Below are 24,168 nucleotides of genomic sequence, written 5' to 3' on the forward strand. Positions count from 1 at the left end.
TGCAAAACTAAGAACTATTCCCACTCTATAGTTGCTGGCGGTTTTGAGCTGATATCATAAACTACGCGGTTTATGCCATCGACTTCATTTATAATGCGGCGGCTGCAATTTTCCAACAGATCATACGGAAGCCTAGAAAAACTTGCCGTCATGCCATCGCTTGCATCCACCACTCTTAAGCAAACTGCGTTTTCGTATGTTCTATTATCTCCCATAACTCCGACTGAATTTACATTTAGAAGTACACAAAATGCTTGCCAAGTTTTATCGTACCAGCCGCTGCTTTTCAACTCTTCTCTTAGTATTACATCAGCCTTTCTAAGAAGCTCCAAACTAGAAGTATTTACCTCTCCCATAATGCGTATAGCAAGCCCTGGACCCGGAAAAGGATGACGATAAACTATATCTCTACTAAGTCCTAACTCAAGTCCAAGACGTCTTACTTCATCTTTAAAAATTTCTCTTAAAGGTTCGATTAGTTCAAATTCCATCCACTCAGGAAGTCCGCCTACATTATGATGGCTTTTTATAGTTTTACTAGATCCTACAACACTGCTTTCTATAACATCCGTGTATAAAGTACCCTGGGCAAGGTATTTTACATTAGAGTGTTTTTTTGCCTCTTTATCAAACACCTCTATAAAAGTCTCACCTATAATTTTACGCTTTTTCTCAGGATCTCTTACACCTTTTAATCTACTTAGAAATAGCTCGCTTGCATCTATGCTTATTAAATTTACTCCTAATTTTAGCTTAAACATCTCTTCAACTTGCTTTGCTTCGTTTGTTCTAAGAAGACCGTTATCTACAAAAACTACTATTAAATTATCCGGTATCGCGTGAGCTAAAAGCGCGGCTACAACAGAGCTATCGACACCGCCACTTACTGCGCATAGAACCTTGTCGTTTCCTACTTTTTCACGGATAGCTTGAACCTCTTTTTTTGCAAAACTTCCCATATTCCAAGTACTTTCGCATCCACAAATTTTAGCAAAATTTTTAAGCATACTATCACCGAACTCAGAGTGAGCAACTTCTGGATGAAATTGCAAAGCATAGAGTTTTTTATCTAAATTTGCAAATACGCAAAACTCGCTATTTTCCGAATTTGCTAATACTTCAAAACCTTGCGGAAGTTCATTTACTTTATCAGAATGACTCATCCACACAACACTTGTATCTGGAACTCCTTTAAAAAAATCGCACTTTTTAACTATATTTAAATTTGCTTTCCCATACTCTTTATGACCTGCCGGAGCTACGTCTGCTCCATTTTTATGCGCTAAAAGCTGCATTCCATAACAAATTCCAAGAACCGGAAGTCCTAAAGTAAATACGCCTTCATCGCAAAAATACGCATCTTTTGCATACACGCTAGCTGGTCCGCCGCTTAAAATAATACCTTTTGGATTTTTTGCTTTTATAGCTTCGATGCTTACATTAAAAGGCATAAGCTCAGCATAAACGCCTTGCTCTCTAAGCCTTCTAGCGATAAGTTGAGTGTATTGTGATCCAAAGTCTAGAACCAATATATCTGCATTTTTCATTATTTACCAACCTAAATTTAAATATTAAACCATAAACATAGTATTTATAGTAAAACTGCGCAATTCTATCTAAAAAGAGTTGAAACTTTGGTTATTTACTTTCTAAAGTAGTTTCTTGCGATATATTATATCTGGGATTGTCCTTATATCCGCAACCAACAAGAAAAATTAATAAAAAAGATGTTAAAATCGCCAAATGAAAAGTTCTGAAATTATTAATCATATTTTGCAAAATCCTTTATACGGAAATTTAAAAGCCGCTCGCGAATGCAAAGAGGCTCTTTTGATGCTTGGAAAAAGCAGAAGCTTACTTATAAAATTCGCATATCAAAGACAAAATACGCTATTTATAGCAGTTGCTCATCCACTCGCTTTACAAGAATTAAAAAATGATAATATCATAAATCAGATAAAAACTCTGTTAAATAAATATATAATTTTTAAAGAGGATACTAGTTTAAAACGCGTAGATGAAGTAAAAATATTTATAACAAAATTATCTAAATTTAAAAAGGCTTCCGAAATCAAAAGTAGAATTTTAGAGAGATCAGACGGAGAGTTTTTAAATTTAGCAAAAGATAGAGTTATATACGAACTTTTTGAAAAATTAAGAGTGAGTATAAATGCTAATAGATGAGCTAAAAACTCTTCCAAATGAACCAGGAGTCTATCAATACTTTGATAAAAACTCAAAACTGTTATACGTAGGAAAAGCAAAAGTATTAAAAAACAGAGTAAAAAGTTATTTTAGTTTTACTGGAACTTTGAGTCCAAGTTCTCGCCTAAGTCCGCGTATAGCAAAGATGATAAATGAAGCCGTTCATATAGAATGGATAACTACTTCAAGCGAATCAGACGCTTTAATACTCGAAAACTCATTTATAAAACAACTAAAACCAAAATATAATATTTTACTAAGAGACGATAAAACCTATCCGTATATATACGTAGATTTAAGCAGCAATTTTCCTCGTTTTGAGATAACCAGAAAGGTTATAAAAGGCAAAAATATAAAGTATTTCGGACCATTTTTTAAAGGAGCAAAAGAGATACTAGAAGCTTTATATCTTGAGTTTAAGTTAGTACAGAAAAAATCATGCTTAAAGGATAAAAAAGCATGTCTTTTTCATCAGATAAATAGATGTCACGCGCCTTGCATAGGGGCTATAAAAAAAGAAGAATATGCAAAAATCGTCTCTAGCGCCATAAAAAAACTAAAAAATCCTGAACTTTTGGTAGAAAATCTTTCAAATTTAATGCAAAACTTTGCCGAACGGGAGAATTATGAAGAAGCAGCAAAACTAAGAGATCAGATAAATACCATAAAAGATATAAGCATAAAAGTGCAGATAGATATCGCAAAACTTGAAGATTTTGAAGCTATAGCCATAAGCTGTGCAAAAGGTTTCGTATGCTCTGTGAGATTTTCTATAAGAGATGGAAAAGTATCATTTGCAAATCATAGTTTAACTCCGGCTAAAGATACTATAAACTTAGATCTATCAGGAATTTATAAACAAGTTATATTAGAAGCATTTCCAGATGATCTACCTATAAATACTACAAAAATTTATACATACAGTGAGTTTGAAGATATGGAGTTAGTATCGCAAATACTATCTAAAAGACATTCTAAAAAATTTCATATCATCTCTCCAAAAGCAGGAGATAAAAAATCACTCTTAGAAGTCGCGTTAAAAAACTGCGATATTTTTATAGAAAAACATTTAAAAGCACATAGCTACGAGTTCTTAAATGAGATAAAAGAGTATTTTAAACTAACGAATTTACCGATTAAAATCGAATGTTTTGATAACTCACATCTATTTGGAACAGCTCCTGTTGGTGGCATGATCTCATGGGAACTGGATAAATTTAAAAAAGAGCATTACCGTCATATTCATCTAAATAGTACAAACGATTACGATCAGATGAATGAGATGCTTACAAATCGAGCTTTACGTTTTGATAAACTAAATCCTCCTGATCTTTGGGTTTTAGATGGCGGAGACGCGCTTTTAAAACTTGCTAAAAATATAGTACAAAGCAGTGGCGCAAATGTTGACATAATTGCTATTTCAAAAGAAAAAATAGATGCAAAAGCTCACCGAGCCAAAGGTAACGCGAATGATAAAATTTATACAGAATTTGGAAAACTTAGCTTAAGCTCAAACGATAAAAAACTACAATTTTTCCAACGTTTGCGCGATGAAGCTCACAGATTTGCCATATCGTTTCACCAAAATAGCAGAAAAAAGCAGGATTTACAAAGCAGCGAACTTATGAATTTAGGCGTATCTGACGGAAGCATAAAAAAACTTTTAAGCTATTTTGGTAGTTTTGAAAATATTCATAAAGCAAGCTGGGACGATATAAAAAAAGTAACGAATAAAACCGTTGCGAATAAAATACTAGCCATTAAAAAGCCTTAAATAAGATATTTTTAAATTATACTTTGCTAAAATATAAAAGCAAATTATAAACTGGATTTTAAATGATACTTTACAATCAGCACTACGAGATGATCGCTATAAGCAGAGAGACGCTTAACATGTTTGGATTTAGCGATCCAACCCTATTTTTCAAAACACATAGCGATATATCGGAGTTTTTTGTAAAACATATCTCTATTTATGATAAAAATAGACATTTTATAGACCTTATATGCAATAACCCAGAATACAATATACAAAACATGGTTTTCAAACTTTATAACGGAGATATACTAAATGCTTATATGGATGTCGAAATAGTATATCAGAAATACAAAACGGAATATTTCTATAGAGTAAGTATAACTAAAACTATGCTTTATGAGAAAAATCCGACTAACTCTCAAAACTTAAACTCTGATTCTATTTTTAACTTTTCAAATTACAATGCCCAAAGTATAGATGAAGAGCTAACAAAAGAGTATAAAGTCGATAGGATATGGTTTTGGGATACTTTTTCTTTTTCAAATATATCAAAAGATAAATTTATAAAACTTATGCATGAATTTATAAAAAAAGCCGAACATTCTTATGAAAAATTATACGAAGCAAAGTTATTTAACCAGATGGATATTATCAATAAAACGGTAAAAGATTTAGCAAATTACGCTTATGAACTAAAATTTAGTGATTTTCTGAACATTTTAATCAATATTCAAATATCTTGCAACGACGAAGAGATAAACGAGTATTTTAACAAATACAAGGACTTTATTAAAAAATTAAATGAAATCACAAAAAAAGAGATGTTATGAAGACCTTTTTTAGCACCATAAATATACTAAGGCTTATAAGCACCATTCCGCTTCTTATCATATTTTTCTTATCTAGTTTTTATCTATATAATTCATATAAAACCTATTTAAATTTGAATCAACTAAACTATGAATTTGGTATATCTCAAACATTAACAAAGCTATCAAAAGAGCTAAATCAAGAAAAAAGTATGAGCGTACTATATATGGCTACTGGAGGAATTTTTGATAGTGAAAATATAGAACAACAGAGGAAAAATTCAGATGAGCTTATAAAACAAACTCTTAAAATATATGAAAATATACCAAACGATAAAAACGCAAATATCATAAAAAATAGACTTCTTGATATAAATCGGATAAGAGATAAAATAGACTCTTTATCTATCAGCTTTGATGAGATATTTTTTGAATATTTTGAAATAATAAATAAAGCGATAGAAGAAGAACTTATGATGCTTAAAGATCATACTTTATCTCCTCATCTAACAACGTTTTTAACATCATTTACTTTAGCTTACGCAAATAGCAATTTAATAAGCACAAAAAGAGATTTTGTATCTCAAATTCTAATCCAAAATAGAGATTTTAAATCAAACGAAGTAAAAGTTTGGCTAAGTCTCATAAGAGGAGATAAATTTCATTATCAATATATTCCCGAATCTCAAGCAAAAAATATAATTGATGATATATATAACAGTATTGAATATGCAAATTTAATATCAAGACTTGAAAATTACGCAACGCAGATCATAAGAAACTCATCAAACACGGCAGAGGCGAATTTTGCTTCTTATTTTGATACAGTTAGTGATGAGTTAGCGATATCATACGAGATACAAGATATATTAAAAAATCAGATCGATTATGAGATAATAGAGTTTAAATCATCTTTTTTCAATCATGTTATCATAGGAGCTTTCATCTGGATTGTAAATATAATACTATTTATAATAGGATGTCTCACAAAAACAAGCATAAAGAAAAATATATCTGAACTCAAAAATATACTAAAACAAATAGCAAATCTAACCGATAATAAAAATATAGACCTAAGCACAAACAGCGGTATAAGCAGAGCGTACGATATGATAGCAAAAGCGCTTGAGCTTATAACAACTCAAAAACAAGCGGCAATCGATGCTAACAGATCAAAATCTGCGTTTTTAGCCAACATATCCCATGAAATAAGAACTCCTTTAAATGGGATAATAGGCTTTACGGATCTGCTTAAAAACTCAAATTTAAAAAAACAAGAAAAAGAGCTTGTAGGAGTGATAGAACAAAGCAGCGAAAATTTACTTAGAATTATAAATAATATACTTGATATATCAAAGATAGAAAGCCGTAAAGTTGAGCTAGACAATGAAGTATTTTCGCCTATTAAAGAGTTTAGTAGCGCTGTGGAACTCTACTCGCAAAAAGCGTATGAAAAAGATATAGAATTTATATGTTATATTGATCCATCGCTAAACAAGCATTTAGAAGGCGATTATTTTAAAGTAAAACAAGTACTTATAAATCTTATCGGCAATGCGATTAAATTTACTCCTCAAAATGGACAAATCATAGTAGATATAACAAAATTAGATGAAAATGAAGATGGAAAAACTACAATTAAATTTAGCGTAAAAGACAACGGAATCGGAATCGATAAAAATATGCTGGAAAAAATATTTGATAGTTTCATTCAAGCAAATAAAGACATAACAAAAATTTACGGCGGCACCGGACTCGGGCTTAGCATATCAAATGAATATATAAAAATGATGGACTCGATTATCAAAGTAAAAAGCGAACTTGGAGAAGGAAGCGAGTTTAGTTTTGTTATTAAATTTAAAGGCGCAGACTCTAAGGATCAAAATTATTTTATGGATTTTGCGGGCAAAACAGTTACTGTTTTTACAACCAGAAAAGATAGTTTATATGACGAATATCTAGAAAAATACTTTGATTTTTTAGGCATTGAAACAAATATAGTATATGATAGCAATGAGCTTTTAAAATTAAACAAAGAAGATATAGTGGTTACTAAATTTAAAAACTACGCACGCCTAAAAACAGATGCATTCGTTCTGGTTTTAGCAAATACCAAAGAGATGCAAACAAGCCTAGTAGAAGATAGAAATATAAGCTTTATAAATGAGCCTCTATCTATAACTAAATTAAAAAAAGCATTAGAAAAAGCAGATTATAAAAAAAGACAAAAATCCAACGACGCATACTCTCACAAATACAATATCAGCGTTTTATTAGCAACAAATAATGAAAATAAAACCAAAGACATAGAACATATCTTAAAAGAGCTTTGCGAAAGAGTAGAAGTGGTAAATGATGCAAAAAGTGTCATTGAGTATACGCAAATAAGCCATTATGATATTATATTTTTAGATATGGTGCTAGATGAAATGAATGCTATTTTATGTGCTAAAAATATGATTCATCATGAAAAACAAAACAACTTGCCACATACTCATATTATCGGTATAGTAAATACTATTTCAAATTTAAACCAAATTAACGTAGAAAAAAACTATCTTGACGACTATATACAAAAACGCTCTTCTAAAAATGAAATATTACAAATTTTAAATAATTTTACACCGCAAAACGCGATAAATTTACGAGCTAAAATAATAGCTCCTATAAATAAAAAAGTTGAAGCCAAAGAGGAGATAGCAAATTTAAAAGACGTATTGCTGTTTAAAAAAAGCAATATAGAAAATAAAATATTCAGCACGGTTTTAAACGGATTTTGCAGTAGTGTCGATGTAGTTTGCAGCTTTGAAGAGCTAAAAGAATATCTTCAAAACTCAGCTTATAGACTAGTTTTATTGGATTACAAAATACCAAATTTTGAATCAAACCTGATATATTCATGGATAAATAGTTCAAGACAAAAATACAAAATTGATACAAAAACTATAATTTTTATCGATCCAAATGTAGAAATAGACGAGAGTTTAGATGATAAATTTGATGAAATACTCACAAGTCTTATCAATAAAACTCAGTTAGAAGCTCGTATCAAACCATATATCAAGTGAGAAAATATGAAAAAGATTAATGTTCTAGTAGTAGATGATGATGAAATAAGCCTAAAACTGCTTGAACTGATGCTAAAAAACAATCCTTTAGTAGCTCAAATCATAAAAGCAAAAAACGGACTTGAAGGGATAAATATCTTAGAAAGCAAATTTGATACTGGGCTAATTTTACTTGATTTATCTATGCCGGTAATGAACGGAATAGAATTTTTGATAAATTTAGAAAGTAGAGAGTATCTTTCTATGATACCAGTAGTTGTTATAAGCACGGACGAAACCAAAAAACAAGAGGTTTTTAAGCTAGGAGCTTATGATTTTATACTAAAACCGATCAGACAAAAAGAGCTTAACATGGTAGTAGAAAATGCGATGAATATCTTGCTTTAATTTATTTTAATCTCTTTGCCAAACTATTTTTTTACCAAATCCAAGTCTGTTATTCGTATATTTGATATAATCAACTCTTATGACATAAAGTTCCGGGTTTAGCAATTTTGCATAAGGAAATCTTTTAAAATATAGTTTTTCTAGTCGTTCATCATCTAAAAGTTTCATAACTCCGTTTGCTTGAACTCCTTCTATTTTACCGACTATTTTTGTATCTAATGCTATATTTATGGCTATATTTGGCTGATTTTTGATACTTTGTATATGTTTTGAACTTGATTTACTAGCTACTATAAACGAGTTTAAATCCGGATCATAAGCATAAAAACAGCTACAAAGATAAGGCAATCCATCGCTTATAACTCCAAGAGTCAAGATATGTATTTTATCCAAAAACTTAGATATATTTTCATCCATTTTTTATCTTTTCAAATTTAAAAATATTTTATCACAAAAGCACTTAAATATTTTTTGATTATACCGATTTAGAGCTCAAGGAGTTTTCAAATGACAACACAAAACTACGCTAATGCATCTTATAATAATTTTGCTTTTAACTTTAAAACCAGCTCCGGAGATAGTATAAACTTATCGTTATACGATAATAAAAAATTAAACTATTCAAGCCAAAAAGACGGTTCTAGCAGCTCAAAAGAGCTTACTCTTTCTCATCAATACGGATATAAATTTGAGTTCAACTCAAACGGTCTTAGTGAACAAGATAGAGCCGAAATCGCACAAGCTATGGAGGATTTAAAGCCGAAACTTGAAGATTTTATGAAAAAAATCAAAGAAAATGAACCATTTTCAGATGACACTATAACAAACTTAGCAAACTCACTTAAAAAAGACCTTCCGAATGTAAAAAGTGAAAATCAAAAAAATGCGGTATCTAGCAGTCTTTTAGATCTTTTTGATAATATAATCACTAAAAACACAGATAACAACGTGTTAGATAAAAATATCTTATATCCTGCAAATAAACTATTTGAAGAGATGCTAAAACAGATGGAGAGATTTAGCATATATGCGTAATATTGCTTTATTGTCATATTTTTTGTATAATTTATAAAAAATAGAGGAAAATTTTATGACATATATAAAGCCGATAGAAGAAATGCTTCTTTTGCAACAAAAACTAAACGATGAAACAAACGGTACAAACTGGGAAACGGGTATAACAAAAGACGGAAAACTCATAAGCTGGAAAAGATGCATCTATATGGAATGCGCGGAACTTGTAGATAGCTTTGCATGGAAACACTGGAAAGCTATAAACAAAGATCCAAATTTAGAAAACGTAACTATCGAAATAGTCGATATCTGGCATTTTATTATGAGTTTAGGACTTGAGAATTATCATACAAATAAACTCGGCGATATCCATACTTTAGCTATCGATATAAGCTCTTGCAGCGGATTTAGCGAGTTTTGCAAAGAAGCTTATAACATAAAAGAGTACAATATCTACGAGATCATAAACGATATCGAAGTTATTATAAACAGATGTAGCGGATTTGATATAAATTTTTTCGATCTTTTAAAAGACTATTTTAGACTATCGCTTAAATGTGGTGTAAATTTAAGTAGGCTTTTTGAAGTTTATATGGGGAAAAACGTACTAAATAAATTTAGACAAGATCACGGATACAAAGCCGGAACTTATAATAAAAACTGGAACGGTAAAGAAGATAACGAAGTAATGAGCCAAATTTTAGAATCAGGTATAAACTCTATGGATGAAATTTACGCAAAACTTAAGATTGAGTATAGCAAAGTTAAATGATAAATATAATAAATCTTTGCATAGGCGATTTTTTTAAGAAAAAATTTATACTATTATCGCTCTTGCCGACGGTATTTTCCGTTATCGTATTTAGTTCGCTTATGATATTTGGCGGAAGCGAACTACTTATAGCGTTAAAAAATTTAGCTAGTAACGGAGAATTTTTGGATAAAGATGGCATAGTGGCAACTATACTATCTTTTAGCATCGTAAAAGCACTTATTTTATCATCATTTTATATATTTAGCGGATTTTTCGTAATTATCTTAAGCAGTGCATTAGCAGGAATTATAGCCGGATTTTTAACACCCATAGTAACTAAATATGTAAATAAAAAATACTACAACATAAACATAGATTCTGAAGTAACAACTTCTAGAGTTATTAAAATTTCTATAATAACTTTTTTAAAGTTTATAGCTATTTTGCTAATTTGTATACCGTTTTTATTTGTTCCGTTTTTGAATTTATTTATCATAAATTTACCGTTTTTTTATCTATTTTATAAATTTATGCTCATAGATGTTGCTTCAAACTGTATGGATAAAACAATGTTTGAAATAACTATGATAAAAGGTGCTGGCTTAGGATTCGCTCTTAGCGCGATTTTATTTTACCTGCTATGCTTGATACCGTTTATAGGACTGTTTTTCCAGCTGTTTTTTGTTATGTTTTTTACGCATTTACTATTTAAAAAAAATCAAAATCAATAGGTTTCAACATTGAATAAAATATTAATTTTTCTACTCGTGTCAATACTATGTGTGCTTATGTATATAAGCAAAAGTTTTTTAGTTATAATATGCGGAGTCTGCATATTTTTATATGCCATGGTGGTTTTAGAAAGTAGCTTTTCTATGTTTACTGCTATAGAGAATTTTCTTAAAAAGGCCACTAGCAGCAGAATTTCCGGATTTGGATTTGGATTTATTACGGTTGTCATTATGCAATCAAGCGGCTTGATTAGCGTTTTAACAATATCGTTTTTAAGCGCCGGACTTATAAGCCTTGCTTCAGGACTCTCTATCATATACGGAGCAAATTTAGGTACCGTTGTAGGAGCATGGCTAGTTGCGGGACTTGGATTGAAAGTAGATATAGCATTATATGCTATGCCTCTTATCATAATAGGCGTTTTATTTATATTTAATAAATCCGAAAAATTAAAAGGCTGTGGATATTTTTTACTTAGTATAGGACTTCTGTTTTTAGGTATCGCTTACATGAAATCCGGATTTGACAACATCAAAGAAACTATAGATCTCTCAAAATACGCTATGACAGGTATAAGTGGGCTTTTGGTTTATACTTTGATCGGTCTTGGCGTAACCGTGATCTTACAAAGTTCCACAGCGACTATTACCATAGCTATAACAGCTCTTGGCGTAAATCAAATCAGCTATGAAAATGCGGTCGCTATAGCTATAGGATCAAACGTAGGAAGTACGATTATGGCGATCATCGGCTCGATAAATGCAAATCAAGAAGGCAAAAAGCTGATGGTAGCTCACGTGATATTTAACGTTACAAGCGCTATAATCACGCTGATTTTCATAAACTTTTTCATATTTATCACCGATGAAACGGCAAAAGTCATCGGCATAAGAAATGATGATTATACGATGAAACTTGCGATTTTTCATACTTATTTTAACCTTACTGGAGTTTTTATATTTTATCCATTAACTGGTTTGATGGAGAAATTTTTAAATAAATATATCAAATTTGAATACAAAAGAAGTAAAGTAGATAGAGCGTATTATCTAAATACGGATTCAATGCAGTTCAGCGATAGCGCACTTGAAGTTTTAACAAAAGAGATGAAACACCTATATGCAAACGCAAGTTCGATCATAGCAAAATCCATAAGTATAAGCAAATCCGATATAACTTCAAATTTAAGCGCAGAAGAGGTAATATCTATGCGCCAAAATCCTATACAAATAAATTTTGACGAGCTATATAACAACAGATTTAAAGAGATCTACAGTCAGATAATAGACTTCGCTATAACAGCAAGCTCAAAAGCTAAAAAAGAAGACGTAAGTAAATTTATGGATATAAGACGCGTAACGTTGATGCTAGCTGAAGCGCTAAAAGATATGAAAAACTCTCAGCCGAATATCTATAAATTTATGACTTCAAACAATATAGATGCCAAAAACGAGTATGACAAATTAAGAATAAAAATGCTAAAAAGTTTAAGAATTATGGATAAAATAGCAAATATAAATGATGGAAGCAGCTTAAAAACAGAGTTAAAAGAGCTCAAACAGATATATTATGACTATGAAAAAGACGAGATAAACCTAGATACGCTTCTAGGCGGTAAAAAAATCACGAATAAAATGGCAACGTCTCTCATGAACGATACTGCCTTGATACAAAATATAACAAAAAATATGCTAAGAATAATAGAAGTTATATTTATTCACAACAATAGCAAAGAGGATTTCGAGTTTATCAAACAAAGTATAGGAGAAAGTTGAGTTTAATCAACCGTTTTTTTACACAAACTAGCTAAAATGCTATAAAACAAAAGGAGAAAAAATGAAATACAAATCAAAAGTTTATTGCAATATCTGTCTTGCAAATAACAGTGAAGAGCCAAACAAAGTTTTTATACAAGCAACTCATAAAGGTGAAATTGTCGATATATGCACATCTTGTATGCCTACGATAATACACGGCTCAGGAATTGCTATAAAAAGCAATGATGAGATTTTGGAAGAGATAAAATAAACTATTTTATCTTATATACTTTTAAATTTTACTAATTATTTTAGTTGTATCAATAATGATATAACTAAAATAACATATATTACAATTTCATACTTTATCTCAAATTTTTACTAAATTTATTTATATTTTTAGAATTTAATCCTCTATAACTATAAATTTAATCAACATTAGATTAAATTTATGTTACTATTTATAACTAATATATTATTTATTACTATTTGTAACATATTTTGATAAAAAATATATCTCTAAATTTAATAATTACGATAGAATATGCTTAATTTTTAAATAAGGAGATAAAATGAAAGCTGAAATAGCCAACTTCAATATATTAGTAGAAATAAGAAGTCATTTCGCATGGTTTTTATTTGCAGTAGTGGCAATTTTATACTACACTTTAATGCTTCTCATAGGGCTTGCACCTGAATTCTTAGGACTCAAGATAGGTTCAAATCCTGTTAGTCTTGCCATAATAATAGGCATTTTTATAATCGTAACATGTGTTAGTTTAACAGGGCTTTATACATACGTCGCAAACACATTTTTAGATAGAGAATTTGCAGGAGCCATAGATCGTTTAGAAAAAGCCGGACTTATAAATGAAGATGGGGCTTTAAAAAAGGACGATAAATGAAAAAAATACTATTTTTACCGATATTTGCCGGCTCCATTAACGCGGCCGAGATAGTAGCAGGAGAAAAAAGCGATCTAAATTTAACAGCCATAACTCTGTTTTTGATATTTGTATTTGCAACACTAATCATCACATACTTTTCAGCTAGAAAAGCTTCCGGAAGCAACTTTTACACAGCAGGCGGAGGAATTTCGGGATTTAACAACGGTATGGCGATGGCCGGAGATTTTATGAGCGCGGCATCGTTTTTAGGTATATCGGCACTTGTTTTTACAAATGGATTTGACGGACTTTTATATGCTATAGGATTTCTAGCTGGCTGGCCTGTAGTTTTGTTTTTGATAGCTGAAAAATTTAGAAATCTCGGCAAATACACATTTACGGATATCGCGGCTTTTAGATTAAAACAACGGCCTATTAGGGCTATTTCTGCTATCTCTGCTCTAGTGTGTTTATGTTTTTATCTAATAGCTCAGATGGTTGGAGCAGGCGAACTTATAAAAATGCTTTTTGGGCTAGATTATAATATCGCTGTTGTCATAGTCGGACTTCTTATGGTAGTATATGTGTTTTTTGGAGGTATGCACGCAACTACTTGGGTGCAGATAATCAAAGCAGGGCTTCTTCTAATAGGAGTTAGTATTTTAGCGTTTTTAGTACTAAAAGCAAGCAATTTTGATATTACGACTTATTTTAACGACGCTATAAAAGTACATCCAAAAGGCGAAGCCATATTAAATCCAGGTGGATTTATAACAGACTGGGTAAGTGCTGTTTCTCTTGGCATGGCTCTTATGTTCGGAACTGCAGGATTACCGCACATTTTGATGAGATTTTTTACCGTAAATTCTGCAAAAGAAGCTAGAAAAAGTACATTTTGGGCAACGATTTTTATGAGCTATTTTTATGTTTTAGTATTTATAATAGGATTTGGAGCTATAGCATTTTTAACAGGAAAAGATGTTATGGGCGGAACAAATATGATAAGTATAGAATTAGCTAGAATCCTTGGTGGAAATGCATTTTACGGCTTTATTTGTGCAGTTGCTTTTGCAACTATACTTGCAGTTGTTTCAGGACTAACTATAAGTGGAGCAAACGCCATAACACACGACCTGTATGCAAATGTTATAAAACATGGAAAAGTATCTATGGAAAGTGAGTTAAAAATAGGAAAAATAGCAACTATAGGTATAGGAATATTTGCCATATTTCTTGGTATAATTTTTCAAGGTCAAAATGTAGCATTTATGGTAGGACTTGCTTTTGCTATAGCCGCAAGCGTAAATTTTCCTATACTATTTTACTCTATATATTGGAAAGATCTTACTACAAAAGGCGCATTTTGGGGCGGACTTATAGGGCTTTTAACCGTAGTCGGACTAACTATTTTAGGACCTGGAATCTGGGTAAAAAGTTTCGGATTTGAAGAGGCTATATTTCCGTATAAAGATCCGGCTATTTTTTCTATGCCAGTAACATTTATACTTGTGTATTTGATATCTAAATTTGATAATTCATATAGAGCAAAGATCGATAGAAGCGGATTTGAAGCTCAGTATTTCAGAGCGCAAAGCGGAATAGGAGCCAACAAAGAAGCTACTCATTAAATTTTGGTCAGCAGCAAACTGCTGACCAAATACGAATTTAACATACAAAACCATGAAGTCGCTTTAATTCACTATCAATAGGTTTTTTATTACCTTGCTCATCTACGCTTACGTACGTTACTTCAGCAGTAGTAACAGGAACGCACTCTACAAAGCCTCCGTCATTTAAACGCTGAACAACTACTTTTACGACCGTTGTTATAGATGTATTTCCAACACTAACAACTTTTGCATAGCAGCTTACTATATCACCTATGAAAACAGGTTCTTTAAAGATGACTTCTTTCATAGATATAGTTACAACTCTAGTTGGAGCTAGCTCTCTAGCAGCGATTGAACCGGCGAGGTCGATTTGAGACAAAATCCACCCGCCAAATATATTTCCAGCCGGATTAGTATCACTAGGCATAGCGACAATTTTTATACGTGGCTCGCCCATATCTTTCATCATTATTTTTCCTTTACAAACAAATTTTGAATGGCTGAATTTTATCTAAAATTTATTAATAATATTTTAAATTTAAAAAAAATTACTATTTAACATAAATAATATAATCCTTATAGCCCTCCTTTTCCATATCTTCAAGCGGTATAAACTTCAAAGAAGCGCCGTTTATGCAGTATCTTAGCCCTCCTTTATCTTTTGGACCGTCGGTAAAAACGTGACCTAAATGACTGTTAGCAAGGCTTGAAGTGACTTCTACTCTTTCCATGCCATGGCTTAAATCGCGATTATATCCAAGCGCGTCAGTCGTGATAGGTTTCGTAAAACTCGGCCAGCCGCATCCTGCGTCAAATTTATCGCTTGAACTAAAAAGTGGTTTTTTGCTCACGATATCTACGTAAATTCCTTTTTTATCGAATTTATCATACTCGCTGCTATAAGGTCGCTCCGTAGCTTTTTCTTGAGTTACTGAGTACTGTAAATCAGATAATTTTGCCTTAAGTTCATCTTTTGAAGGCGCTTTAAATTTGCTTTCATTATAAAGCGGCTTGTCTGCAAGGCTTAGATCTACATGGCAGTAACCGCCTGGATTTTTATCTAAATATTTTTGATGATAATCTTCGGCTAAAACATAATTCTTAAGCGGTTCTACTTCTACTGCGATCTTTTTATCATATTTTGTCTGTTCGTGTTTTATAAATTCAGATATCGAGTTTTTTAAGCTACTATCATTATAATAAATTCCAGTTCTATACTGAGAACCAACGTCATTTCCTTGTTTATTTACCGAAAACGGATCTATTATCCTAAAATAATGAGCCAAAATCTCAGCCAAACTTACTATATTTTCATCAAATGTTATATGAACAGTTTCTGCGTGACCTGAGTAATGAAGTGAGTGGTAATCAGTCTTATCGCTCTTACCATTTGCATATCCAACATCGGTTTTTATGACTCCTCGTATCTTATCAAAATACGCTTGAGTTCCCCAAAAGCAACCTCCTGCTAGATATATATCTTTTAAATTTCTCATATCGTTCTCCTTTGCATTTAAAAACAGCGCCATAAATATAGTCGCCACCACAAACAATATTTTTTTCATTTTTCCCCTTTTTTAGTTTAAATTTAAATGATTTTAACACTACTTTTTAAATAAGATTTTAGCACTATATAAACATGAATTTTAGCATTAAGATTTGAAATTTAGTAAGTTGTTTAAAAATATTAAGCAATTTAGTGATAAAATTTATCAAAAATATATTTATTAAGGATAAAAATGAATGATTTCGCAGCTTTAAATAAGCTGGTAAAAAAACAAAAAAATGAGTTAAACTATTTATATAAAAATATGGACAACGAGATAGTTTCAAAAGCCCTAAATTTGTGCTCTTTAGATAGTTCTAGCGTCAATAAAATAGCGGTTTTGAGACGGATCGTAGATTTAAAAGAAGAAGGAATCATAAACGAGCTTAAAAACAGTGGTAAAAACGAGGAAGAGATAGATATCATAAAAGCTAAAATGTATAATTTTGTAAGCGAGTTTTATATAAATCGCCACTTAAATTTGATAAACGAGGTAGAAGAAAAAGGCATTTTAGAGCCGTTTTATCTAGAACTTATTAAGTCGGTACATCGCATCGGCGTATCTCTAAGCAAAATGCAAAAAACATGGCAAAAAAGCATCATAGAGACTACAAACAGAGAATTTGAAACCAAATTTGAAAGTATCGCAAAAGCAAACGAGTTTATCACCAAAAACAAACTTTATCAGATAAATCCGGATAATTCACGCTGCGATAGGGTTTATGGCGCAGTTATAAAAAACGGTGAGAATTATAGGCTAGTGCCTTACGCAGTGTCTTTTAAAGACGAGATGAAAAGCGTAAAAGACGCTTTTGAAACTAGTCTAGCAAATTTAGAAAAATTAAGCAAAATAAAAGAAGATGAAAGCTATGTAATATACTTAACAAAGCTAAAAAACGCATTTTTACAAACGGATAATGATCTTGTGATAGCTAGCTGGCAAGATGCTGAGCGTGCATGGATGGATACTAAAGGCAAAATTCAGATCGGTCATCCCTTAGAGTATTACGAAGACGCTTATACTCACGCAGTAGCGCTCGAATGGGACATCAGACTAGTTGATGATCTAAGTATCGATGAGACTAAATTTAAAAATAGCATAAAAGAAAGCTTTGACGAGATCTACTCAAAAACCGGCGTAAAAAACCAAAATATGGTAAATTTAGTACATTCAAACATAGATAAAACCCAGCTTTATATATCAGGACCTATGGTGTATTACGCTGCTGAGTTCAACGGTCTTTTTTCGGCGCAAGTCGTACCAAATGATGAGATAGTTAGCCGTGAGTGCGGCAAAAAGATATTTGCTTTTGTAAATTTCGTATATGAAAGCACAAAGGCTAAGCCTTTTATGAAATTGGCAAGCGAAATTTTTGATAAAAATTTCTTGGATTTTGGTAGAGAAATTTTGTATAAAAAGCCTGAAATTTGGAAAAAAGTCTATGAGATCTCAACTATCGGACATGAGTTTGGACATATTTTATTTATAGATAGTGACACGGAAAGCGCTATGAACAAAAGTGGAGAGTTTAAATTCATAGAAGAATACAAAGCTACTACTGGTGGACTTATAAATTTCTTTTTACATGAAGACGATACTTATAAAATGGCCGTATTTCACGAGCTTATCAAAAGAAGCGTCGGACTCATAGCGTGGCAAAAAGTCACCGAAACAAGGGCGTATTATTGCGAGGGGCTCATCCATCTAAGCTTACTTTTTAGATCCGGAGTTTTAAAATTTGATGGTAAAAAACTGCAGATAGACTTCACTCAAAACGGCTATCAAAACTTTAAAAATGAAGTTATGAAAAACTACATAAATCTAGCAACGCATTATTCAAACAAGCTTAACGCAGGAGAGTTTTTGGCTAAATTTGCTAAGTTTGAAGGCGAAATTTACCTACCGAAAAATGTAGAAACGCTAGAATTTGTGAAGTTCTACTACCAAAAATATGAAAAAATGGCAAACGAGATCGATGATAGCGGCGAATGGCAAAAATGGCAGCAAGCATAAATGTTAAATTTAAAGCAAATCAAAGCAAATTTAAAATATAATTACGCGTTTTAAGTTCTAAGTAGGGAATTTATCCGAACTAACTTAAACATAAAATTTTAGGAGCATTTATGAAAAAAGTTCTTTTTCTTGTAGTAGCTTTAGCAAGTTTTGCTTTTGGTGCCGATGGCGAACAAATCAAAGCATTTTCAGTTGTAGCAGCCGGCATCGGTCTTGGTGTTGCGGCACTTGGTGGAGCTATCGGTATGGGACATACTGCAGCAGCAACTATCCTTGGAACAGCTAGAAACCCAGGTCTTGGCGGAAAGCTTTTAACTACGATGTTTATCGCTCTTGCGATGATCGAAGCGCAAGTTATCTATGCACTTGTTATCGCTCTTATCGCACTTTACGCTAACCCATTTTTAGGTTAATTTTAGCCCCGAATGGGGCTTTTGCTCTACTGCGATCATGGTGGAATTGGTAGACACGCTATCTTGAGGGGGTAGTGCCTCTACGGTGTGCGAGTTCGAGTCTCGCTGATCGCACCATTACTAACACAATCATGATACGAAATATTACCCTATTTTTCATTGCGGCATTTTTTGAAATACTTGGATGCTTTGCTTTTTGGCTCTATTTTAGAGATTATAAAACCCATTGGTGGCTTGCGCTCGGAGTTATTTCACTTCTGATTTTTGCTTATACTTTAACTAAAATAGACATATCTCACGCTGGAAGAATTTACGCTATTTATGGTGGAATTTATATCATAAGCTCTCTTGCTTGGTTAGCTTTGGTAGAAAAAGAGAGCTTTAATATATGGGATATTTTAGGTTCATTTTTAGCACTTCTTGGAGCTTTTGTAATATTTTTTGGAAACTCAAAATAGATCAAACCTTAAATCACTGATCAAGTACGATCAAAAATCAAACAACTCAGATAAAAAGCTCTCCTTTTTCTTTTTTCTATATCCGTCTTGATAATATTTATCGCTATATCTGCTATCTCTATGGCTGTTATATTCATCTTTATGATTTTGTTTGTCAAAATACTCTCTTTGACTATTTTGTTTTGGCTCTACAGCGCCGCTTCTTTCTATAATTTTATCAAGCTCACCGCGATCAAGCCAAACTCCTCTACAAGATGGACAGTAATCTATTTCCACACCTTGTCTCTCACTCATCATAAGATTCTGATCTGCACAGACCGGACACTTCATTTTATCTCCTTAAAAATCAAATTTATAAAATAATACCAAGAAATTTTTAACCAACGGATATAAAAAATGATAGATATTTACAGCATACGGATATAAAATTTGAAAAAACGTAGTAAAATAACTCTATACCAGGAGGTTTTATGGATTATAGAGATGAAATTTTAAAACTAATACTTAAAACAAAAGCAAACTATGGAGAAATACAAACCGATATAAAACAGCTTAGTTTTTATACGGCCATAAAACCTACCGAATTTTTAAATACTATATATGAGCCATCGATTTGCGTGATAATTCAAGGTCAAAAAGCAGTAGGTTTTGGAAATGATATTTATAGTTACAACCCCCACAAATACTTACTTGCGACTACATACATACCAGCAAGAATTCAAATAGAAAAAGCCTCTAAAGATCAGCCATATATCTCTTTAGTCATCAAACTTAAGCCAGAAAGTATATATGAGGTTATAAAAGAAGTTGGTGATTTTAAGATCCAAAATAAAAAAAATATAAAAAACAGATTATGCTTTAGTGACCTTGACGACACACTTTTAGAGGCTATTGCGAAATTTGTTAAACTGATAGAAAAGCCAAAAAATGACGCGGAATTTCTATCTAATTTAATTTTAAAAGAGATTATATATCTTATTTTAAAGCAAAATGGAGATTTATTAAAACAATATATTTTAGAAGGAAATCTGGCAAATCAAATTTCAAGAGCAATTATGGCTATAAAAAACAGCTTTAATGAAAATATAAATATGAAAAAATTATCAAAAGAAATCGGTATAAGCGAATCGCTTTTATATCAAAATTTCAAAAAAATAACTTCATTAAGCCCTTTACAATTTCAGAAAAAGATACGTTTAGAAGAAGCAAAAAACCTTCTCATATCTACAAATTTAGAAGCATCGCAAATCGCTTTTAAAGTCGGCTATGAAAGCCCATCTCAATTAGCAGAGAGTACACAAGAATGTTTGGAATGTCTCCAAAAGCACACTGCAATTTTCTAAGAGATAGCATAAACTTGTAGAATCAGGCAATCAATATGGAATATTTTTCTATCCGAAAATCAAAAGAAACAGTATAATTATCAAAATAAAAATTCAGATCAAGGAGAGAAAAATGGTAAATTTTTCATATTGTAACCCGACAAGAATAGAATTCGGTAAAGGTAAAGAAAATAGTATCGGCGAGTATTTGAACGAGTATGGCGCAAAAAATGTTTTGATACTTTTTGGCAGCGATAGAGTGAAAAAAGACGGACTTTTCGATAAAGCAACCGCTAGTTTAACTAAATTCGGTATCAAATTTAGCGAACTAGGCGACATCGTAAGCAATCCGGTTTTAAGTAAAGTTTATGAAGCTATAAATTTAGCTAGAAAAAACGGTGTAGATAGCGTGCTTGCCATAGGCGGCGGCTCTGTGCTAGACACTGCAAAAAGCGTAGCTGCCGGAGCAAAATACGATGGCGACGTATGGGATCTATTTTTAGCAAAAGCACTGATAAAAGATGCACTCATGGTATTGACATCATGACTTTAGCGGCGACTGGAAGCGAAATGAACTCATTTGCCGTTGTAACAAACAAAGATACAAAAGAAAAAATATCCATAACTTCAAGCCTTGTAAATCCAAAAGTTTCAGTCATAAATCCAGAACTTATGAAATCAATCTCTAAAAACTACCTTGTATATTCGGCTGCAGATATCATCGCTCACAGTATCGAAGGGTATTTGACCGCAACTCATCATCCAGAGATCATCAGTAAATTAGTAGAAGCAAACATCTCAACTATCATCAAAACAACGGAAATTTTACTAGCAGATCCAGACAACTATGACGCTAGAGCCGAGTTTGCATGGGCTGCGACCTGTGCACTAAATGGCACTACTTACGTGGGCGTCGGTGGTTACTCTTATCCAAATCATATGATAGAGCACTCTATTTCAGCACTTTATGGCGTTCCACACGGCGCCGGACTTTCAGTCGTGATGCCTGCTTGGATGAAATGGTACAAAAATAAAAATGAAGCGCAATTTAGTAGATTTGCAAAAGTTATTTTTGGTAAAAATAGTGCGGATGAAGGTATAGAAGCCTTAAAGACTTGGTTTGAAAAGATAGGAACTCCTACAAAACTAAGAGATTTTGGACTTGATATGAGCGTGAGCGACATCACTACTGCGGCGCTTCATCACGCAAAAGCCTTTGGTATAGCCGATATCTATACAAAAGACGTACTTGAAGAGATACTAAATTTAGCCTACTAAAACGATTTTGCACCAAATTCGGTGCAAATTCCACTACAATATAAAAAAATAGAAGAAATTTGATATGATACTTCCAAATGATCTACTGCATAAATATAAATTTATAGGCGATGATGAGCTGCTATTGTTAATACACAGCTCTGAGATAACAAATTTAAAATACCAAGCCAAATTTGAAAAAATGCGGTAATCTTTGTAAAAAACGGTAAAAAATAGTTTATACAAGCAAAAAGAGTGCGGTATAAACTATGGAGATATTCTTTTTCTACCTTCAAAAAGTTATACTCTTAGCGATATAAAAGCAAAAAATGGATATGAGTGGTTTTAGTAGGAAATTTAAAACACTGTTTCAAATCAGCCCAAAAGAGTGGATAGATAATAAAAGATTTGATCTAGCATTATATCTTATAAAAAACTCCGATAAAAATATAAATCAGATCTGCTTAGAGTGTGGATTTAGCTCACCTGCTTGGTTTATAGCTAGGTTTAAAAAGAAATTTAACTTAACTCCAAATGAACTTAAAAAGTCAAATAACTTATATAATCTACCATAAAAATTATACAAATAATATCAAATTTCTTATTTAATCTTTTTAAATTTAATCAAATTTAAAAAGGAAAAACAGTGAGAAAAACATTAATCGCAATCAGTTGCACAGCATTGATAGGCTTAAGTTTGCACGCAAAACCACAAATCATAAAAGAGATAGAAGGATTTAGTCATCCAAAAAGTGTATTTGTCTATGACGGCAATATTTTTGTCCTAAACGTAGGTGAAAAGATAGAGCCGCTTGCTAAAGACGGTGACGGATTTATCTCAAAGCTGGATTATGATGGAAATACATTGCAAAAAGCTTTCATTAGAGATATAAATGTGCCAAAAGGTCTATTTATATAAGACGGCAAACTCTACGTTCTTGATATAGACGAACTAAAAGTTTTTGACGTAAATAGCGTAAAGCCCGTATTTTCCATCAAAATTGACGGAGCGATATTTAGCGAATTTGATGGTAAAAACATCAAAGCAGTTGGTGGGCTAAAAGGCACGTTTGATGGTCTAGTGAGCGATGAGAACGCAAATTTATACCTAAGCGACTAGAAATACGCGAAAAAAGGAGTCATCTACAAAATATCAAAAGATAAAAATGAAATCCTACAACTACACGGTTTGCAAGGTCCAGCAGATATGTTCTATGATGGAAAATATCTATTTGTACCAGAAATGGTCGGCGAAAAACTGCTTAAAATAAAACTATAATTATATATTCAAATATTTAGATAGATATAATCAATTATCTATCTAAATTTATACTAAACACCGCTTTCTACTCACTTAAATTTATCTTAATATGAGACTTAAATATAAAGTTTTTTATTATATAGTCAATAGGATTAATATATTTTACAAAAGAAAAAAATATGAATAAATTTATTTTAGGAGTTATATTTTTAGTTTCTGCCCTATTTTCAGCAGATAGTTTTACTTTTAAAAAAGCGAATAATACAAAAGAAGTTATGAGTAATTTACAAAAGTCTCACTCAAAACAAGGTTTAAAAGCTAAACAATACTCAAAAGTTCGTGCTTATAAAGTATTTTATGTTAGTGATTTCGTGTTTGATTCAAATACTGATGAACTTACAGGCATATATAATGGTGGGCAATTGTTATTTTATCTGGCTTATAACAAAGTCCAAGGCGATCCGACAATTTTTTTGTCTAAAAACATATTGCAAAATTATGGTTGTGATTATATTGCTCAGCAAGTAGCTGATTGCAATTTTGACTTATATCATACTAGAGTTGGTAGAAATACTCAAAATATTGTTCATCAGACGGCGGCGAAAATGCTACAAAAGAAACATCAGGATGCATAACGATATCTTCACCTTTTATTCAAAACTTTTTTGACGAAACAAAAACTGAATAAAAAACTCTTTCTAAATATAATCGTATGACTAGATTTTTTTAGGGTTATGAGGTAAATATGTTTGCAGATATGAATAAAACGGATATCAGTGATAAACCTATATAGCAACCAGACTTATCCATAGATTCAAATTTGATAAACAAAATATTATCAGATATATCAGGGACTACGAATTATTTTGAAGCAGATGAATTAAGATTGTATGTAGATGATAATATGAACGTCAT

At 31.8% G+C, this 24,168-nt stretch carries 25 protein-coding genes, 1 tRNA gene and 1 pseudogene; 22 read left to right on the forward strand and 5 right to left on the reverse strand.

Annotated elements, in window-relative coordinates; genetic code table 11:
• Nucleotides 1–14: 14 nt before the first annotated feature.
• Nucleotides 15–1,547, reverse strand: coding sequence for a glutamine-hydrolyzing GMP synthase (gene guaA / locus RVY88_RS01565; RefSeq protein ID WP_002850054.1), 1,533 nt, complete (start codon nucleotides 1,545–1,547; stop codon nucleotides 15–17).
• A gap of 196 nt (nucleotides 1,548–1,743) precedes the next feature.
• On the opposite strand from guaA, the gene RVY88_RS01570 reads away from it, so the two are divergent.
• The 5 genes from RVY88_RS01570 (at nucleotide 1,744) to RVY88_RS01590 (ending at nucleotide 8,228) form a co-directional block, all read left to right on the forward strand.
• Nucleotides 1,744–2,184, forward strand: a complete 441-nt coding sequence (locus RVY88_RS01570) for a hypothetical protein (RefSeq protein WP_002850056.1) — start codon at nucleotides 1,744–1,746, stop codon at nucleotides 2,182–2,184.
• Nucleotides 2,171–3,979, forward strand: a complete 1,809-nt coding sequence (gene uvrC / locus RVY88_RS01575) for an excinuclease ABC subunit UvrC (protein WP_011732141.1) — start codon at nucleotides 2,171–2,173, stop codon at nucleotides 3,977–3,979. Before RVY88_RS01570 ends, uvrC begins: the two co-directional genes overlap by 14 nt.
• 62 nt (nucleotides 3,980–4,041) lie before the next feature.
• Complete coding sequence (locus RVY88_RS01580) at nucleotides 4,042–4,794, forward strand: hypothetical protein (RefSeq protein WP_202930982.1); 753 nt, start codon at nucleotides 4,042–4,044, stop codon at nucleotides 4,792–4,794.
• Nucleotides 4,791–7,841, forward strand: coding sequence for an ATP-binding protein (locus tag RVY88_RS01585; RefSeq protein WP_038453877.1), 3,051 nt, complete (start codon nucleotides 4,791–4,793; stop codon nucleotides 7,839–7,841). Before RVY88_RS01580 ends, RVY88_RS01585 begins: the two co-directional genes overlap by 4 nt.
• A 6-nt stretch (nucleotides 7,842–7,847) precedes the next feature.
• A complete protein-coding gene (locus RVY88_RS01590; protein WP_011732143.1) occupies nucleotides 7,848–8,228 on the forward strand; it encodes a PleD family two-component system response regulator in 381 nt (126 codons plus the stop codon).
• Between the two features lie 6 nt (nucleotides 8,229–8,234).
• Here the strand turns inward: RVY88_RS01590 and RVY88_RS01595 are convergent, their stop codons facing one another.
• Nucleotides 8,235–8,645: a pyridoxamine 5'-phosphate oxidase family protein gene (locus RVY88_RS01595; protein WP_065844394.1), complete on the reverse strand. Its 411-nt coding sequence runs from the start codon at nucleotides 8,643–8,645 to the stop codon at nucleotides 8,235–8,237.
• Nucleotides 8,646–8,735: 90 nt separating this feature from the next.
• Here RVY88_RS01595 and RVY88_RS01600 point away from each other — a divergent pair, with 90 nt between their 5' ends.
• The 7 genes from RVY88_RS01600 (at nucleotide 8,736) to RVY88_RS01630 (ending at nucleotide 15,000) form a co-directional block, all read left to right on the forward strand.
• Complete coding sequence (locus tag RVY88_RS01600; protein ID WP_002850062.1) at nucleotides 8,736–9,263, forward strand: hypothetical protein; 528 nt, start codon at nucleotides 8,736–8,738, stop codon at nucleotides 9,261–9,263.
• Between the two features lie 55 nt (nucleotides 9,264–9,318).
• Nucleotides 9,319–10,014: a dUTP diphosphatase gene (locus tag RVY88_RS01605; protein WP_002850064.1), complete on the forward strand. Its 696-nt coding sequence runs from the start codon at nucleotides 9,319–9,321 to the stop codon at nucleotides 10,012–10,014.
• On the forward strand, nucleotides 10,011–10,727 hold the full coding sequence (locus tag RVY88_RS01610) for an EI24 domain-containing protein (RefSeq protein ID WP_002850066.1): 717 nt from the start codon (nucleotides 10,011–10,013) through the stop codon (nucleotides 10,725–10,727). The genes RVY88_RS01605 and RVY88_RS01610 overlap by 4 nt, the downstream gene beginning before the upstream one ends.
• Before the next feature lie 57 nt (nucleotides 10,728–10,784).
• Nucleotides 10,785–12,503, forward strand: a complete 1,719-nt coding sequence (locus RVY88_RS01615; RefSeq protein WP_170117946.1) for a Na/Pi cotransporter family protein — start codon at nucleotides 10,785–10,787, stop codon at nucleotides 12,501–12,503.
• Between the two features lie 61 nt (nucleotides 12,504–12,564).
• The gene (locus tag RVY88_RS01620; RefSeq protein ID WP_162167346.1) at nucleotides 12,565–12,756 is read left to right on the forward strand and encodes a hypothetical protein; all 192 of its coding nucleotides are present in this window, start codon (nucleotides 12,565–12,567) and stop codon (nucleotides 12,754–12,756) included.
• A gap of 301 nt (nucleotides 12,757–13,057) precedes the next feature.
• Nucleotides 13,058–13,390, forward strand: a complete 333-nt coding sequence (locus RVY88_RS01625) for a DUF485 domain-containing protein (RefSeq protein WP_065844397.1) — start codon at nucleotides 13,058–13,060, stop codon at nucleotides 13,388–13,390.
• Complete coding sequence (locus tag RVY88_RS01630; protein WP_162167345.1) at nucleotides 13,387–15,000, forward strand: cation acetate symporter; 1,614 nt, start codon at nucleotides 13,387–13,389, stop codon at nucleotides 14,998–15,000. The genes RVY88_RS01625 and RVY88_RS01630 overlap by 4 nt, the downstream gene beginning before the upstream one ends.
• 37 nt (nucleotides 15,001–15,037) lie before the next feature.
• On the opposite strand, the gene RVY88_RS01635 is transcribed toward RVY88_RS01630, so the two are convergent.
• Both RVY88_RS01635 and msrB read right to left on the reverse strand, forming a co-directional pair.
• Nucleotides 15,038–15,448 (reverse strand): acyl-CoA thioesterase, encoded by a 411-nt coding sequence (locus RVY88_RS01635; RefSeq protein WP_002850076.1) that lies wholly within the window; start codon nucleotides 15,446–15,448, stop codon nucleotides 15,038–15,040.
• A gap of 85 nt (nucleotides 15,449–15,533) precedes the next feature.
• Nucleotides 15,534–16,547 (reverse strand): peptide-methionine (R)-S-oxide reductase MsrB, encoded by a 1,014-nt coding sequence (gene msrB / locus RVY88_RS01640; protein ID WP_011732145.1) that lies wholly within the window; start codon nucleotides 16,545–16,547, stop codon nucleotides 15,534–15,536.
• Nucleotides 16,548–16,721: 174 nt separating this feature from the next.
• On the opposite strand from msrB, the gene ciaB reads away from it, so the two are divergent.
• The 4 genes from ciaB to RVY88_RS01660 all read left to right on the forward strand — a co-directional run bounded on the left by ciaB (nucleotide 16,722) and on the right by RVY88_RS01660 (nucleotide 19,413).
• Nucleotides 16,722–18,542: an invasion protein CiaB gene (ciaB, locus tag RVY88_RS01645; RefSeq protein WP_162167344.1), complete on the forward strand. Its 1,821-nt coding sequence runs from the start codon at nucleotides 16,722–16,724 to the stop codon at nucleotides 18,540–18,542.
• A 110-nt stretch (nucleotides 18,543–18,652) separates the two neighbouring features.
• A complete protein-coding gene (locus RVY88_RS01650) occupies nucleotides 18,653–18,955 on the forward strand; it encodes a F0F1 ATP synthase subunit C (RefSeq protein WP_002850080.1) in 303 nt (100 codons plus the stop codon).
• Nucleotides 18,956–18,986: 31 nt separating this feature from the next.
• Nucleotides 18,987–19,072, forward strand: a tRNA-Leu gene (locus RVY88_RS01655).
• 14 nt (nucleotides 19,073–19,086) lie between these two features.
• Nucleotides 19,087–19,413 (forward strand): YnfA family protein, encoded by a 327-nt coding sequence (locus RVY88_RS01660; protein WP_024305165.1) that lies wholly within the window; start codon nucleotides 19,087–19,089, stop codon nucleotides 19,411–19,413.
• Between the two features lie 30 nt (nucleotides 19,414–19,443).
• Here RVY88_RS01660 and RVY88_RS01665 read toward each other — a convergent pair whose 3' ends face one another.
• Complete coding sequence (locus RVY88_RS01665; RefSeq protein WP_002850081.1) at nucleotides 19,444–19,743, reverse strand: zf-TFIIB domain-containing protein; 300 nt, start codon at nucleotides 19,741–19,743, stop codon at nucleotides 19,444–19,446.
• Nucleotides 19,744–19,883: 140 nt separating this feature from the next.
• Between RVY88_RS01665 and RVY88_RS01670 the strand changes: the two genes are divergently transcribed.
• From RVY88_RS01670 to RVY88_RS01695, 6 genes and pseudogenes are all read left to right on the forward strand, one after another.
• Nucleotides 19,884–20,756: an AraC family transcriptional regulator gene (locus RVY88_RS01670; RefSeq protein WP_238389025.1), complete on the forward strand. Its 873-nt coding sequence runs from the start codon at nucleotides 19,884–19,886 to the stop codon at nucleotides 20,754–20,756.
• 112 nt (nucleotides 20,757–20,868) lie between these two features.
• Nucleotides 20,869–22,013: pseudogene (locus RVY88_RS01675) on the forward strand (iron-containing alcohol dehydrogenase).
• A 64-nt stretch (nucleotides 22,014–22,077) separates the two neighbouring features.
• Entirely contained in the window at nucleotides 22,078–22,203 is a 126-nt protein-coding gene (locus tag RVY88_RS01680) for a hypothetical protein (RefSeq protein WP_011732149.1), read from the forward strand.
• Between the two features lie 124 nt (nucleotides 22,204–22,327).
• A complete protein-coding gene (locus RVY88_RS01685; RefSeq protein ID WP_162167343.1) occupies nucleotides 22,328–22,567 on the forward strand; it encodes a helix-turn-helix domain-containing protein in 240 nt (79 codons plus the stop codon).
• Nucleotides 22,568–22,638: 71 nt separating this feature from the next.
• Nucleotides 22,639–22,911 carry a hypothetical protein gene (locus RVY88_RS01690; protein WP_167497343.1) on the forward strand — a complete coding sequence of 91 codons (273 nt, stop codon included), beginning with the start codon at nucleotides 22,639–22,641 and terminating at the stop codon, nucleotides 22,909–22,911.
• Nucleotides 22,912–23,432: 521 nt separating this feature from the next.
• Nucleotides 23,433–23,888, forward strand: coding sequence for a hypothetical protein (locus RVY88_RS01695; protein WP_002850084.1), 456 nt, complete (start codon nucleotides 23,433–23,435; stop codon nucleotides 23,886–23,888).
• Nucleotides 23,889–24,168: the final 280 nt, after the last annotated feature.

The organism is Campylobacter sp. TJR-1 (assembly GCF_032840035.1).
Classification (GTDB): Bacteria; Campylobacterota; Campylobacteria; order Campylobacterales; family Campylobacteraceae; genus Campylobacter; species Campylobacter fetus.